The following is a 13,000-nucleotide window of genomic DNA, read 5'->3' as shown; positions in this document are numbered from 1 at the left end:
GCCAGTATGGGGATCGTCCGGACCGGTCATAGCGACAGAATGTCCCAGGGGCCGGCACGGACCGGGGAAAGCGGCGGGCAGCGCCGGCCTCAGTCGGGCGGAAGCGCCCGGTTGAAGCGGCTCGCGGGCCGCAGCAGGATCCAGGTGAACAGGCTGGAGGCGGCCGTGGCCACCCAGAACATGAAGAATCCGATCGTGTAACCCAGCCCCCGGGTCAGCGGCAGCCCGGGAAACGTCATGTCGCGCAGCTCGATCGGGTCGATGAAGGCGAAGAACACCATCGTGCACACGCCCGCGGCGAAGAAGCTCGGCCACAGGATCGCGCCGATCCGCTGCGCCATGGGGCGCGGCGGATGGTCGAAGCGCGGCTGGGTGAAGTCGGTCATTGCCGTCCTGAAGGAGGTTCGGTTCCCCTGGAGTTTGACAAAGACCACACGTAGGCCGCCACCAGGCGTCCGCGCGTCTCGCCCAGCAGGTCGCGGTGGGCCGGCATGATGCCGTGGCGGCCTTCGGTGATCGTGGTGCGGATGCTGTCGAGCGTGTTGGGGTAGAGCGTGTTGCGCACGGTCAGGTTGGGGGCGCCCAGGTCGGGATTGCCCTTGCCCTCGGGGCCGTGGCAGGCCACGCACAGGCTGTCGTAGTACTTCTTGCCGCGCGCGGCCATGTAGTCGTTGCGCAGGGTGGCTTCGATGTCGTCCGACCGCAGCGCGCGCACGTAGGTGGCGGCCTGGGTGATGGCGACATCGCCGCCGATTCCCTCGAGCACGCCGCCCAGCGACGGCATGATGCCTTGCCGTCCGTCCAGCACCGACTGCAGGATCTGCTCCGGTTCGCCGCCCCAGTTCCAGGTGGCGTCGGTGAGGTTGGGGTAGCCCGCGGCGCCCTGGGCGGACGATCCGTGGCAGGCCGCGCAGGTGTTGGCGAAGATCGAGCGGCCCAGTTCCATCGCCGTCGGGTCGGCGGCCAGCGTCGCGAACGGCTGGTCGGCATAGGCCCCGAAGGTCTCCTCGAGCACCTGGTCCTGGCGCGCCTTGTCCGCGTCGTGTTCCGCGGCCGAGGTCCAGCCCGAGGTGCCGGCGAAGTTGCCCAGTCCCGGATACCAGACCAGGTAGCCGATGCCGAACAGGATGGTCAGGTAGAAGCCGTTGATCCACCAGCGCGGCAGCGGCTTGTTGTACTCGGTGATGTTGCCGTCCCAGACATGGCTGGTGTCCTCGGGCTTGGGATCGCCCGGGCGGCGGCGCGCCGTCCACCACAGCAGCCAGGCACAGCCGCCGATGTTGATCGCCACCAGCACGATGACGTACCACGACCACGCGTTGCTCATCGGGAAGACTCCTGGTCCTCGGACAGCGGCAGCATCGCCGCCTCGTCGAATTCACGCTTGCGCTTGGGGCTCCAGGCCCAGATCCATCCGCCGACGAAGCACACCAGCAGGACGGCAGTGACGATGCCGGAAATCATTGGGCGCCCCCCTGCGCTTCGCCGCCGCGCGGCGCGTGCCGGCCCAGGCCCTGCAGGTAGGCGACCACGGCGTCGAGTTCGGTCTTGCCGGCCAGCGCGTCGGGCGCCTGGGCGATGTCCTCGTCGCTGTAGGGATCGCCGATGCGCTGCAGCGCGCGCATGCGGCGCACGGTCTGGTCGCGGTCGACGTTGCTCGCGGCCAGCCAGGGATAGGCGGGCATGTTGGATTCGGGCACCACGTCGCGCGGATTGTTGAGGTGCACGCGGTGCCAGTCGTCCGAGTAGCGGCCGCCGACGCGTGCCAGGTCCGGCCCGGTGCGCTTGGAACCCCACTGGAACGGGCGGTCGTAGACCGATTCGCCGGCCAGCGAGTAGTGGCCGTAGCGTTCGGTCTCGAAGCGCAGCGTACGCACCATCTGCGAGTGGCAGTTGTAGCAGCCCTCGCGCACGTACACGTCGCGGCCGGCCAGCTCCAGGGCGGGGTAGGGCTCGACACCGGGCAGCGGCTCGATCGCCTCTGCCTGGTACATCAGCGGGACGATCTCGGCCAGTCCCCCGAAGGAGACGGCCACCGCGATCAGCACCGCCAGCAGGCCGACGTTCTTCTCGACCTTCTCGTGGGCGTTGTTGTTCTCGCTCATGCCTGGCCTCCGGCGCGGGCGTGGCCCACCGCCGCAATGGATTGGGAGGGATCGGGCGCCAGCACCGGCTGGTCGGCGGCGACGGCCTGGCCCTGGCGATAGGTCTTCCAGACGTTCAGCGCCATCAGGAACATGCCGGCCAGCACCACCAGGCCGCCGAGCAGGCGCACCAGGAAGTAGGGATAGGTGGCGTTGAGCGCCTCGACGAAGCTGTAGGTCAGGGTGCCGTCGTCGTTGGTGGCGCGCCACATCAGGCCCTGCATCACGCCGGCGATCCACATCGAGGCGATGTACAGCACCACGCCGATGGTGTGCAGCCAGAAGTGCAGGTCGATCCACTTGGTCGAGTACATCTCGCGCAGGCCCAGCAGGCGCGGCAGCAGCGCGTAGATCGAGCCGATCGAGATCATCGCCACCCAGCCCAGCGCGCCGGCGTGGACATGGCCCACGGTCCAGTCGGTGTAGTGGGACAGCGAGTTGACCGTCTTGATCGACATCATCGGCCCCTCGAAGGTGGCGATCATGTAGAAGCTGAGCGCGACGATGAGGAACTTCAGGATCGGGTCGGTGCGCAGCTTATGCCACACGCCCGACAGGGTCATGATGCCGTTGATCGCGCCGCCCCAGCTGGGCGCGAGCAGGATCAGCGAGAACACCATGCCCAGGTTCTGCGCCCAGTCGGGCAGGGCGGTGTAGTGCAGGTGGTGCGGGCCGGCCCACATGTACACCGCGATCAGCGCCCAGAAGTGCACGATCGACAGGCGGTAGGAGTAGATCGGGCGCTCGGCCTGCTTGGGCACGAAGTAGTACATCATGCCCAGGAAGCCGGCCGTCAGCAGGAAGCCCACCGCGTTGTGGCCGTACCACCACTGCACCATCGCGTCGACCGCGCCGGTGTAGATGCTGTACGACTTGCCCAGGCCGACCGGGATCGCGATGTTGTTGACGATGTGCAGCAGGGCGATGGCGATGATGTAGGCGCCGTAGAACCAGTTCGCCACGTAGATGTGCTTGACCCGGCGCTTGGCGATGGTGCCGAAGAACAGCACCGCGTACGCCACCCACACCACCGTGATCAGCAGGTCGACCGGCCATTCGAGCTCGGCGTATTCCTTGCCCTGGGTCATGCCCAGCGGCAGGGTGACGGCCGCGGCGACGATCACCGCCTGCCAGCCCCAGAACACGAACGCGGCCAGTTTGTCCGACAGCAGGCGCACGTGGCAGGTGCGCTGCACCACGTGCAGGCTGGTGGCGAACAGCGCGCTGCCGCCGAAGGCGAAGATCACCGCGTTGGTGTGCAGCGGGCGCAGGCGCCCGTAGCTCAGCCAGGAGATGCCCTTGGTGAGGTCCGGCCAGTACAGCTGCGCGGCGATCAACACGCCCACGGCCATGCCGACGATGCCCCAGACCACGGTCATCACCGCGAACTGGCGGACCACCTTGTCGTTGTAAGTTTCTGTAGCGGCCTGTTGCATGGCGCGTCCTGACATTGAACGTGGCGAAAGTTAGCCCGGGCGTGGAACGGCGTCCTTGATCACAATCAACGCGCTGCCCGGACGGCTGTGGAACGGTACTGGACACGAGGCGGCCGCGGCCCCGGGCCGGCTGGGGCCCATGGCGGCGGGAATGGCTTCGCACCATCCATTATCCCCCACCCGGCCGGCCCGGGGCCGCGGCTTGGACAAAGTGCTCCTCGCCCACCTGGCGAGCGGCACCCGGACTGGAGGGCCCGGCTTGATCCGGGTCAAGGCGATGGGACGAAAAGTCCAGATACTGGGCCCCATGCAGACCATCTCCCCCGTGAATCCGGCACGAACCTGGCGTTTCGACGCGGAACTGCTGCGCCGCTACGACCGGCCCGGACCGCGCTACACGTCCTATCCGACCGCGCCGCACTTCGCCGAGGGCTTCGGCGAGACCGACTTCCGCGACATCGCGCGACGCAGCAACCAGGACCCGATCCCGCGGCAGATCTCGCTGTACGTGCATATCCCGTACTGCCAGAGCCCGTGCTTCTATTGCGGCTGCAACCGGATCATCACCCGCGACGTGGCCCGCGGCCGCATCTACCTCGATCGCCTGGAGCGCGAAATCGCGCTGATCGCGCCGCTGTTCGACCGCGACCGCGAGGTGGTGCAGCTGCACCTGGGCGGCGGCACCCCCAATTTCCTGGCCCCGGAACTGCTGGGCGAGCTGGTGGGCAGCCTCGGCCGCCACTTCAGCTTCAGCCGCGCGGCCGACCGCGACTTCTCGATCGAGCTCGATCCGCGCTTCGTCACCCCCGAGGACATCGAGGTGCTGTCGGCGATCGGCTTCAACCGTACCAGCCTGGGCGTCCAGGACTTCGATCCGGACGTGCAGAAGGCGATCAACCGCGTGCAGGGGATCGACGAGACCCTGGCCATCATCGACGCCTGCCGGCGCTTCGGCATGCGCTCGGTCAACGTCGACCTGATCTACGGCTTGCCGAAGCAGACGCTGGAAGGCTTCGGCCGCACCCTCGATACCGTGATCGATGCACGCCCGGACCGGCTGGCGATCTACGGTTACGCGCACATGCCGCGACTGTTCAAGGCGCAGCGCCAGATCGAGGACGCCGACCTGCCCAGCCCCGAGGGCAAGCTGGCCCTGCTGGAACTGGCGGTGCAGCGGCTGGGCGATGCCGGCTACGAATACATCGGCATGGACCACTTCGCGCTGCCCGGCGACGAACTGGCCCGCGCCCAGCGCGAGGGCGGGCTGCACCGCAACTTCATGGGCTACACCACCCATGCCGAGACCGACCTGGTGGGCTTCGGGGTCAGCGCGATCAGCCACGTCGGCGACAGCTTCACCCAGAACCACCGCGACCTGCCCAGCTGGGAGGCGGCGGTGGACGAAGGCCGGCTCCCGATCTGGCGCGGCCTGATGCTGGGCAACGACGACGTGCTGCGCGCCGACCTGATCCAGCAGCTGATGTGCCAGGGTGAGATCGACGTGCGCAGGTTCGAGAAGACCTACGGGATCTCGTTCGGCGAGTACTTCCGCGATTCCCTGGCCGCCCTGCGGCCGCTGCAGGACGACGGGCTGGTGCAGTGCCCGCCGGGCTGGATCCGGGCAACGCCCCGCGGACGCGCCCTGTTGCGTATCATTGCCATGTGTTTCGACCGGTACCTGGGTACGCAGCCTGAGGGAGTGCGCTATTCCAAGGCCATCTGAGACCATCCAGCGGGCAGACAGGGCGAGCGCGTGCAAGAACAACCACTGAAGGTGCTGACCGGAACCCCGATCGCCGACGATGGCGACGAATACACCTTCTGCAGTACCTGCGCCTTCTCGGCCGCGTGCCTGGCCGAGGGCTACGACAAGAGCGTGCTGCGCGACCTGCACGTGCTGGTCGAGCACGTCGGCCCGTTCCGTGAAGGCGATCACATCTTCCGCGAGGGCGATCCCTTCAACGCCATCGCCGCGGTGCGTGCGGGCACGGTCAAGACCTACGTCAACGACGCCAGCGGCCGCGAGCAGGTGCTGGGCTTCTTCCTGCCCGGCGAGGTGATCGGCCTCAACGCGATCCATGCCGCGCGCTATCCCTGCAATGCGGTGGCGCTGGACACGGTGATGCTGTGCCGGTTCTCGTTCCCGATGATGGCCACCCTGGCCGGGCGCATGCCCGGGCTGCAGCGGCACCTGTTCAACCTGCTCAGCCAGGACATCGGCAAGGCCTCGGTTCTGGCAGGCAACTTCACCGCCGACGAGCGCCTGGCGGCGTTCCTGGTGATGCTGTCGCGGCGCTTCGCCGAACGCGGCTTCTCGCCCTACCGGATGCGGCTGACCATGGCCCGCACCGACATCGCCAACTACCTGCGGCTGGCGCCGGAAACCGTCAGCCGGGTGCTGCGCCGCCTGCAGGACGAGGGCGTGCTCAAGGTCGACCGGCGCGACATGGAGATCCTCGAGCCGCAGGTGCTGGACGATCTGGCGCACCACGTGCTGCGCGACTGAAGTCGGGCGCACTGCGCGTCGCGTGGAGCACGCGACGGTTGGGCGGCGGCCGGGATGGCGAAGGGCAGTGGCCTGGTGGCCGCGCCTGCATCACCAGCCGACATCACCAGCCGAAGTGGAACATCGCCTTGGCCAGCACCACGATGCCGACCATGTGCCAGAACAGGCTCAGGTGCAGGCGGCGCGACAGGCTGCCGCGCAGGCGGCCGCGCCGGAGCTGCAGCATGGCGTAGGCGAAATGCCCGGCCACGCCCAGCGCCAGCGCGATCTTGACCGTGAGCATCAGCGCGAACGCGCTCGACAGCGGCTGCGCCAGGACATCCCGGTAGTGCCAGGCCATGCCGGCACCGCTGCCGTAGAGCACCAGCAGCACCCAGGGCATGATCCGCCGCGCCACCTGGCCGATGCCGGCTTCGACCAGATGCATCGCGTTCTTCGGCACGTGCCGGCGCACCCGCTCCAGGATCAGCACCTCGAAGAAGACCGTGCCCACGAACAGCAGGGCGGCCAGCAGGTGCAGCACCAGCAGGATGGAGTAGGGGGCCATCGTGGGAGCTTGCGCCCGCGCCTTCGCTGCCGCGCTGACGTGGATCAACCACCGGTGTCGCAACCTCCCCACCTGACCCCGCCAGGCGGCCGCATCTGCTCCCTCCCCCGCAAGGCGGGGGAGGGCTGGGGTGGGGGCCAACGGTCGCATCGATGCCTGACCGCGCACCTGCGGTGCGCGCCCCCATCCCGACCTTCCCCCGCCTCGCGGGGAAGGAGCAGGAGCGTGGAATCAGCGCTCTCCACCCGTCGCGCAATGGCCTGTCGATACGCGTTCCCCGCCAGTCCCGCCTACAGGTGGGCGAAGCGAACGACCACCTGCCCGGCTTCCGCGCGATCACGCCTCAGTGCGGCTTGACGCAGGTCAAGGTGGCGCGGCGCCTGTCGCAAGACGATGCCGCGGACTCCGAAGAGAGACTCCCGCACCATGGATTCGACACGCAAACTCTGGACAGGATTGGCGATCCTGTTGATCAGTTCCTTCGCCGTATTGCTGTGGGTGGGTAGCGAGGTCCACCGACAGGCGCCACCGATGCCGGACCGGGTGGTGTCCACCGATGGCAGCGTGGTCTACACCCGCGCCGACATCGAACAGGGCCGCCAGGTCTGGCAGTCGATCGGCGGCCAGCAGCTGGGCTCCATCTGGGGCCATGGCGCCTACGTGGCCCCCGACTGGGGCGCGGACTGGATGCACCGCGAGGCTGAGGCGATCCTCGACATCTGGGCGGCGCGCGAACATGGCGTCGACAGCTACAAGTCGCTCGACGCGCCAACGCAAGCGTCCTACACGGCACGCCTGCAGGCGCTGCTGCGGCCCAACACCTGGGACGAATCGTCTGCCACCATCACCCTGGATGCCGACCGCGTCGCGGCGATCGAGCAGGTGGCCGCGCACTACATCAGCCTGTTCGGCAACGAAGCGGAGACAGCCGGCCTGCGCGAAGCCTATGCGATGCGCAACGATACGGTCGGTGAGGCCGCGCACCGCGAATCGATGACGGCGTTCTTCTGGTGGGTGTCCTGGTCGCAGGTGACCCAGCGCCCTGGCCAGGAGATCAGCTACACCGCCAACTGGCCGGCCGACCAGATGGTCGGCAACACGCCGCCGCCCAGCGCCTTCCTGTGGACGGTGTTCAGCGTACTGTTCCTGATCGCCGGCGTGGCCCTGCTGGGCTGGCACTACGCGGTCAACCACGGCGACGAGATGGCGCCGGTGCTGCCGAAGTCCGATCCGCTGGCGAGCATCAGGATCACGCCATCGATGCGCGCCACCGCCAAGTACTTCTGGGTGGTGATGGCGCTGTTCCTGGTGCAGATCCTGCTGGGCGCAACCACCGCGCACTACCAGGTCGAGGGGCAGGAGGCCTACGGCTTCGCGCTGTCGGAAATCCTGCCGTACTCGCTCACCCGCACCTGGCACACGCAGCTGGCGGTGCTGTGGATCGCGACCGCATGGCTGGGCATGGGCCTGTACATCGGCCCGGCGATCTCCGGGCATGAGCCGAAGTTCCAGCGCCTGGGCGTCAATTTCCTCTGGATCTGCCTGATCGTGATCGTGGTCGGTTCCTTCGCCGGCCAGTGGTTCGCGGTGATGCAGAAGCTGGGCCTGGCGAAGAACTTCTGGTTCGGCCACCAGGGCTGGGAATACGTCGACATCGGCCGCTTCTGGCAGTGGTTCCTGTTCGTGGGCCTGATGCTGTGGCTGACCCTGGTCGGCCGCGCGCTGTGGCCGGCGATCCGTCACGGCGGCGAGTCGCGTTCCATCGTGAGCCTGCTGTTCCTGTCCGTGGTGGCCATCGGCATCTTCTACGCGGCCGGCCTGATGTGGGGCGAGCACACCCACCTGTCGATGGTCGAGTACTGGCGCTGGTGGGTGGTGCACCTGTGGGTGGAGGGCTTCTTCGAGGTGTTCGCGGTGGCGGTGATCGCCTTCCTGTTCACCCGCCTGGGCCTGCTGCAGGTGAAGACGGCGACGATCGCGGTGCTGTTCGCTACCATCGTGTTCATGGCCGGCGGCGTGCTGGGCACGCTGCACCACCTGTACTTCACCGGCACTCCGACCGCGGTGATCGCGATCGGCGCGAGCTTCTCGGCGCTGGAAGTGGTGCCGCTGGCCTACGTGGGCTTCGAGGCCTACCACAGCTACAAGCTGGGCAAGGCGACGCCGTGGATGGCCAGGTACCGGTGGCCGATCATGTTCTTCATCGCGGTCGCGTTCTGGAACCTGGTGGGTGCCGGCCTGCTTGGATTCCTGATCAATCCGCCGCTGCCGCTGTACTACATGCAGGGCATGAACCTGACCGCGGCACATGGACACACGGCGCTGTTCGGGGTGTACGGCATGCTCGGGGTCGGCCTGGTGCTGTTCTGCCTGCGCGGACTGAAGCCGGACGTGGCGTGGAACGACGGCGCGCTGAAGGTGTCGTTCTGGGCCTTCAATATCGGCCTGGCGCTGATGGCGGCGCTGACCCTGCTGCCGATCGGTGTGTTGCAGCTGGCCGCCGCGCTCGAGCACGGCTACTGGTACGCGCGCTCGGCGGAGTTCATGCAGCAGCCGCTGATCGACCTGCTGGTGTGGCTGCGGGTACCGGGCGACACGATCTTCAGCGTCGGCGCGCTGTCCCTGGCCTGGTTCATGCTGCGGCTGTGGATCGTGCCAAAGCGCGAGCCGCTGCCGCTGGGCGAGGGCGTGGCCGAGGCCCGCAGCTAGGCGCGGACACGGGATCGAAACCACCCGCGGGAGCCCGGTGCCTCGAAACAGGCGCCGGCCTTCCCGCGTTTGCGGGCGGCGGTGCGCAGGTCCGGACAGGGCGCGCGCACCGCCTTACCGAGAAGAGCGAAGGAGGAAACGATGGACACCGGCAGGCGCATCGACATCGCCGTCAATCCGGAAGTGGAAATCGACGCTGCCCTGGTCGCCAGCGGCCTGGACCTGGAGGTGGAGCAGTTCCGCCAGCTGATGGAGCAGCGCAAGATCTCGGTCCTGTGCGAGCGCGGCACCGGCGAGGACGCAGGCCTGTATCGCGCCAGCTTCTACCACGGCGAGCGGCGCGTGCGGCTGGTGGTGGACGCCAGCGGAACGCCGGTGCCGGAGGCATCGGTGCAGGCAGCGGACGACGGATCCAGCTGAGATCCGCGAACGTCGGGGCGACGCGGCGAACGCATCGTCGCCGGCCGCCTGGGCTGCGGCCGGCATGGATCGCCCCGATCCGGCATCGCTTGACCTGCATCAACGTCGCCTGCACCCGGTTTCGTGAAGATGGACCGCATGACCAGATCCCCTTCCGGACCCTCGCCGGGCCTGCTGGCCGTGGCGCCGCACCGGCTCATGTTCTTCATCGGCGCCTGCAACCTGCTGCTGGCCATGGCCTGGTGGGCCGCCTGGCTGGCCGCGCAGCGTTGGCCGGGCCTGCTGCCGGTGCCGCAGGCCGCCATCTTCCCGGGCTGGCTGCATGCCTTCGTGATGCAGTTCCAGGTGCTGCCGAGCTTCTTCTTCGGCTTCCTGCTGACCGTGTTCCCGCGCTGGCTGGGGCTGCCCGACATCCCGCGCTGGCGCTACGTGCCGGTGGGCGTGGGCATGTTCGGCGGCCAGGCGGCGATGCTGCTGGGCGCGCTGGGGCTGGAAGTGGCGCTGTTCGTGGGCCTGTTCATGACCCTGGCCGGATGGATCTCGGGCGTGTGGATCCTCGGGCGCCTGCTGCTGTCCGAACGCGGCACCACCTGGCATGCGCGCTCGTGCTTCGCGGCGATGCTGCTCGGTCTGGCCGGGGTGCTGTGCTTCGGCGCGTTCCTGATGACCGGTTCACCGTGGTGGGTGTTCTTCGCGATCAAGCTCGGCACGTTCGGCCTGCTGCTGCCGGTGTACCTGACCGTGGCGCACCGCATGTTCCCGTTCTTCGCCGGCAACTCGGTGCCCGGCTACGTGGCCTGGCGCCCGATGTGGGTGCTGGCGGCGATCTGGGCACTGGCGATGGCGCACCTGGCGCTGGAACTGCTGCACGCCTACGCCTGGTTGTGGCTGGTCGACGTGCCGATGCTGGCGCTCGCGATCGGCGTGCTGTGGCGCTGGTGGCCGCGCGGCGCGGCGCCGGGGCTGCTGCGCGTGCTGTTCCTGGGCCTGCTGTGGTGGCCGGTGACCTTCGCCCTGTTCTCGCTGCAGAGCGTGGTCTACCTGCTGACCGAGGCGTTCGTGTTCGGGCGTGCGCCGGCGCATGCGCTGTTCATCGGCCTGTTCGGCAGCGTGCTCGTGGCGATGGTCAGTCGCGTCACCCAGGGCCATTCCGGGCGCCCGCTGCGGATGTACGGGCTGGCCTGGTTCGCCTTCGTCGGCATCCAGGTGGTGGCGGCGATGCGCATCGCGGCGGAAGTGATGCCAGACGTGCTGCTGTGGCAGGCGCTGTCGGCCATCGGCTGGCTGCTGGTGCTGTCGCCGTGGGTGTTCCGGATCGGTGCGATCTACCTGTCGCCGCGGGCGGACGGCAAGCCGGGCTGATCCGCGCCAACGCGGCCGCACGTTGGCCGGGTGATTGGAATGCCGGCCGCGCGCTGCGCGCCTCCGGCGGTCATGCCGGCGCGCTGCGACCCCGTTCCCGTCGTCCGTTTCGCGGACGGCTCGCCTTCGCCAGTCGGCAAAGGCACCATGCTCGGCCCGTGGCCGGAGGTCTGTTTCGGATGATCGAGTTCTACCCGCAAATCAAGCACGCCCATATCGGCTTCGCCCTGCTCAGCGGCGGCCTGTTCGCCGTGCGCGGCCTGTTGCTGCTGCTGGGCATGCGCTGGCCCAATGCCGCGCCGGTCCGCTACCTGAGCTACACCATCGACACCGCGCTGCTCACCGCGGCGCTGATGCTGCTGACGATCCTGCCGTCCGCGCTCTACGCCAACGGCTGGCTGGCGGTGAAGGTGGTGCTGATCGTGGTCTATGTGGTGCTGGGCGTGTTCGCGCTGCGCCGCGGCCGCAGCCGTCGCGCCCGTGCGATCAGCTATGTCGCGGCATTGCTGGTCTTCGCGCAGATCTACTTCATCGCCCGCAGCCACCATCCGCTGGGCGCGCTGTACCTGCTGACGGGCTGAATCCAGGCCGCGTGCCTACGGCAGGGCCGCCCTGAGCAGCGACGCGGCCACGCACCACAGCACCACCAGCAGCACCGGCACGCGGCCGCTGGCGAGCAGGGCCAGTGCCACCGCCGCGACCAGCAGGTCGAGCGGCGTGCGGATGCCTTCGCGCCAGACCGGGTCGTAGAAGGCCGCGGCCAGCAGCCCGACCACGGCGGCGTTGACGCCGGCCATCGTCCACGCCGCGCGCGGCGACCGCGACAGCCGCGCCTGCAGCGGCAGCAGCGCGGCGACCAGCAGCAGGCCCGGCAGGAAGATGGCGAGCAGGGCGATCGCGGCGAGCAGGCCGGAAGGCAGCGCGCCGGGCAGGCTCGCGCCGAGGAGGGCGGACAGCGTGAACATCGGCCCGGGGACCGCTTGCGCGGCGCCGTAGCCTGCCAGGAAGGTGTCGTCCTCGATCCAACCGGGCGCGACCACCGCCTCGTGCAGCAGCGGCAGCACCACGTGGCCGCCGCCGAACACCAGCGAGCCGGCCCGGTAGAACGCGGCGAAGGTCGACCCCGCGCCCGGCGACGGCGCGGCCGGCTGGACCAGCGCGAACCCGAGCAGCGCCAGCCACGCCGCCAGCAGCCACAGCGCGGCGCGACCACCGTGCGGCAGCGGAAGGCGATCGGTCGACGCCGCTTCGCCGTGGCGCCGCAACAGCAGGCCGGCGCCGGCTCCCAGCGCGATGGCGGCCAGCTGCGTCCACGCGCCGCCTGGCGCCAGCAGCACAAGCAGGGCGGCGGCGATCGCGATCGCGGCGCGTGCCGGGTCCGGCGCAAGCCGGCGCGCCATTCCCGCCAGCCCATGCGCGACCACGGCCACCGCCAGCAGCTTCAGCCCGTGCACGGCCGGGGGCAGCCACGGGCTGCCGGCCAGCAGCGGCAGCAGCGCCGCGAACGCGAACATGGCCAGCGCCGAGGGCAGGGTGAAGCCGACGAAGGCGGCCAGCGCACCGCGCCAGCCGGCGCGCAGCAGGCCCAGCGCGAAGCCGAGCTGGCTGCTGGCCGGGCCGGGCAGGAACTGGCACAGCGCGACCAGCTGGGCGAAGCGCGCGTCGTCGAGCCAGCCGCGGCGGCTGACGCATTCGCGGCGCAGATAGCCCAGGTGGGCGATCGGTCCACCGAAGGACGTCAGGCCCAGCCGCAGGAAGGTCGCGAAGACTTCGCGCGCAGAGCCGCGCGGTTCCGCATCCTGCGTGGGCAAGCAGGCGCTCAACGGGAACCGCAGGCGCGCTGCGGACAGCCGGATTGTTCGCGACGACCGATCGC

Annotated in this window: 13 protein-coding genes; 6 read left to right on the top strand and 7 right to left on the bottom strand. The window is 69.1% G+C overall.

The window, feature by feature from the left end; translation table 11 throughout:
• Positions 1-89: 89 nt before the first annotated feature.
• The 5 genes from Q0863_RS14940 to ccoN are packed head-to-tail and all read right to left on the bottom strand — an operon-like array spanning position 90 to position 3,580.
• Complete coding sequence (locus Q0863_RS14940; protein ID WP_298580096.1) at positions 90-386, bottom strand: hypothetical protein; 297 nt, start codon at positions 384-386, stop codon at positions 90-92.
• Positions 383-1,327: a cytochrome-c oxidase, cbb3-type subunit III gene (ccoP, locus tag Q0863_RS14935; protein WP_298580094.1), complete on the bottom strand. Its 945-nt coding sequence runs from the start codon at positions 1,325-1,327 to the stop codon at positions 383-385. The genes Q0863_RS14940 and ccoP overlap by 4 nt, the downstream gene beginning before the upstream one ends.
• Positions 1,324-1,464 (bottom strand): CcoQ/FixQ family Cbb3-type cytochrome c oxidase assembly chaperone, encoded by a 141-nt coding sequence (locus tag Q0863_RS14930; protein ID WP_298580092.1) that lies wholly within the window; start codon positions 1,462-1,464, stop codon positions 1,324-1,326. The genes ccoP and Q0863_RS14930 overlap by 4 nt, the downstream gene beginning before the upstream one ends.
• The gene (gene ccoO / locus Q0863_RS14925; protein ID WP_298580089.1) at positions 1,461-2,105 is read right to left on the bottom strand and encodes a cytochrome-c oxidase, cbb3-type subunit II; all 645 of its coding nucleotides are present in this window, start codon (positions 2,103-2,105) and stop codon (positions 1,461-1,463) included. The genes Q0863_RS14930 and ccoO overlap by 4 nt, the downstream gene beginning before the upstream one ends.
• A complete protein-coding gene (gene ccoN / locus Q0863_RS14920) occupies positions 2,102-3,580 on the bottom strand; it encodes a cytochrome-c oxidase, cbb3-type subunit I (RefSeq protein WP_298580086.1) in 1,479 nt (492 codons plus the stop codon). Before ccoN ends, ccoO begins: the two co-directional genes overlap by 4 nt.
• Positions 3,581-3,887: 307 nt before the next feature.
• Here ccoN and hemN point away from each other — a divergent pair, with 307 nt between their 5' ends.
• Positions 3,888-5,303, top strand: coding sequence for an oxygen-independent coproporphyrinogen III oxidase (hemN, locus tag Q0863_RS14915; protein ID WP_298580083.1), 1,416 nt, complete (start codon positions 3,888-3,890; stop codon positions 5,301-5,303).
• Between the two features lie 30 nt (positions 5,304-5,333).
• Positions 5,334-6,086 (top strand): helix-turn-helix domain-containing protein, encoded by a 753-nt coding sequence (locus Q0863_RS14910; RefSeq protein WP_298580080.1) that lies wholly within the window; start codon positions 5,334-5,336, stop codon positions 6,084-6,086.
• A 103-nt stretch (positions 6,087-6,189) separates the two neighbouring features.
• On the opposite strand, the gene Q0863_RS14905 is transcribed toward Q0863_RS14910, so the two are convergent.
• Positions 6,190-6,633, bottom strand: a complete 444-nt coding sequence (locus tag Q0863_RS14905) for a hypothetical protein (RefSeq protein ID WP_298580078.1) — start codon at positions 6,631-6,633, stop codon at positions 6,190-6,192.
• Between the two features lie 426 nt (positions 6,634-7,059).
• On the opposite strand from Q0863_RS14905, the gene Q0863_RS14900 reads away from it, so the two are divergent.
• The 4 genes from Q0863_RS14900 to Q0863_RS14885 all read left to right on the top strand — a co-directional run bounded on the left by Q0863_RS14900 (position 7,060) and on the right by Q0863_RS14885 (position 11,705).
• Positions 7,060-9,342: a nitric-oxide reductase large subunit gene (locus tag Q0863_RS14900; RefSeq protein WP_298580075.1), complete on the top strand. Its 2,283-nt coding sequence runs from the start codon at positions 7,060-7,062 to the stop codon at positions 9,340-9,342.
• A gap of 141 nt (positions 9,343-9,483) precedes the next feature.
• Positions 9,484-9,762 (top strand): DUF6522 family protein, encoded by a 279-nt coding sequence (locus Q0863_RS14895; protein ID WP_298580072.1) that lies wholly within the window; start codon positions 9,484-9,486, stop codon positions 9,760-9,762.
• Between the two features lie 138 nt (positions 9,763-9,900).
• On the top strand, positions 9,901-11,124 hold the full coding sequence (locus Q0863_RS14890; protein ID WP_298580069.1) for an NnrS family protein: 1,224 nt from the start codon (positions 9,901-9,903) through the stop codon (positions 11,122-11,124).
• A 179-nt stretch (positions 11,125-11,303) separates the two neighbouring features.
• Positions 11,304-11,705 carry a SirB2 family protein gene (locus tag Q0863_RS14885; RefSeq protein WP_298580066.1) on the top strand — a complete coding sequence of 134 codons (402 nt, stop codon included), beginning with the start codon at positions 11,304-11,306 and terminating at the stop codon, positions 11,703-11,705.
• 15 nt (positions 11,706-11,720) lie between these two features.
• Here Q0863_RS14885 and chrA read toward each other — a convergent pair whose 3' ends face one another.
• Positions 11,721-12,935 carry a chromate efflux transporter gene (gene chrA, locus Q0863_RS14880; RefSeq protein ID WP_298580064.1) on the bottom strand — a complete coding sequence of 405 codons (1,215 nt, stop codon included), beginning with the start codon at positions 12,933-12,935 and terminating at the stop codon, positions 11,721-11,723.
• Positions 12,936-13,000: the final 65 nt, after the last annotated feature.

Origin of the sequence: uncultured Luteimonas sp. (genome assembly GCF_947492465.1) — a bacterium.
GTDB lineage: Bacteria > Pseudomonadota > Gammaproteobacteria > Xanthomonadales > Xanthomonadaceae > Luteimonas.
The sequence above is the reverse complement of the archived record's forward strand: the minus strand, read 5'-3'. Positions and strand labels throughout refer to the sequence as shown.